The organism is Mycobacterium sp. MUNTM1 (assembly GCF_054660795.1).
This window is the reverse complement of record NZ_BAAGDE010000178.1, coordinates 1-258: the sequence shown is the minus strand read 5'-3', so window position 1 is coordinate 258 and position 258 is coordinate 1. Positions and strand designations below refer to the sequence as shown.

1 protein-coding gene is annotated in these 258 nt (G+C 72.1%); it reads right to left on the bottom strand.

Features of this window, described 5'->3' with window-relative positions; translation table 11 throughout:
* Positions 1 to 258, bottom strand: a 258-nt coding sequence (locus ACYQ8K_RS30320) for a CurL C-terminal domain-containing protein (protein WP_459975090.1), incomplete at both ends; no start/stop codon positions are given.

The window sequence follows — 258 nt, the reverse complement described above, 5'->3', positions numbered from 1 at the left end:
GCCAGGACGGCCGTGCGCACCTGCCGGTGTCCGCGCCGAAGCGCCAGCGTGTAGGCCAGATCCCTGATCACAAAGTCAGAGCCCTGGGCGTCGACCCAGTCGGCAAGCCGCGCGGCGGTCTGGCGCAGCGCGTCCTCCGAACTGGCCGACACCGGGAACACCAGCCCGCCCTCAATGCCCTCACCGGTCGACGCGTCGCCGGCCACCGAGCCTTCGGAGGGTTCGGGTGCCTGCTCGAGCACGGCGTGGGCGTTGGTG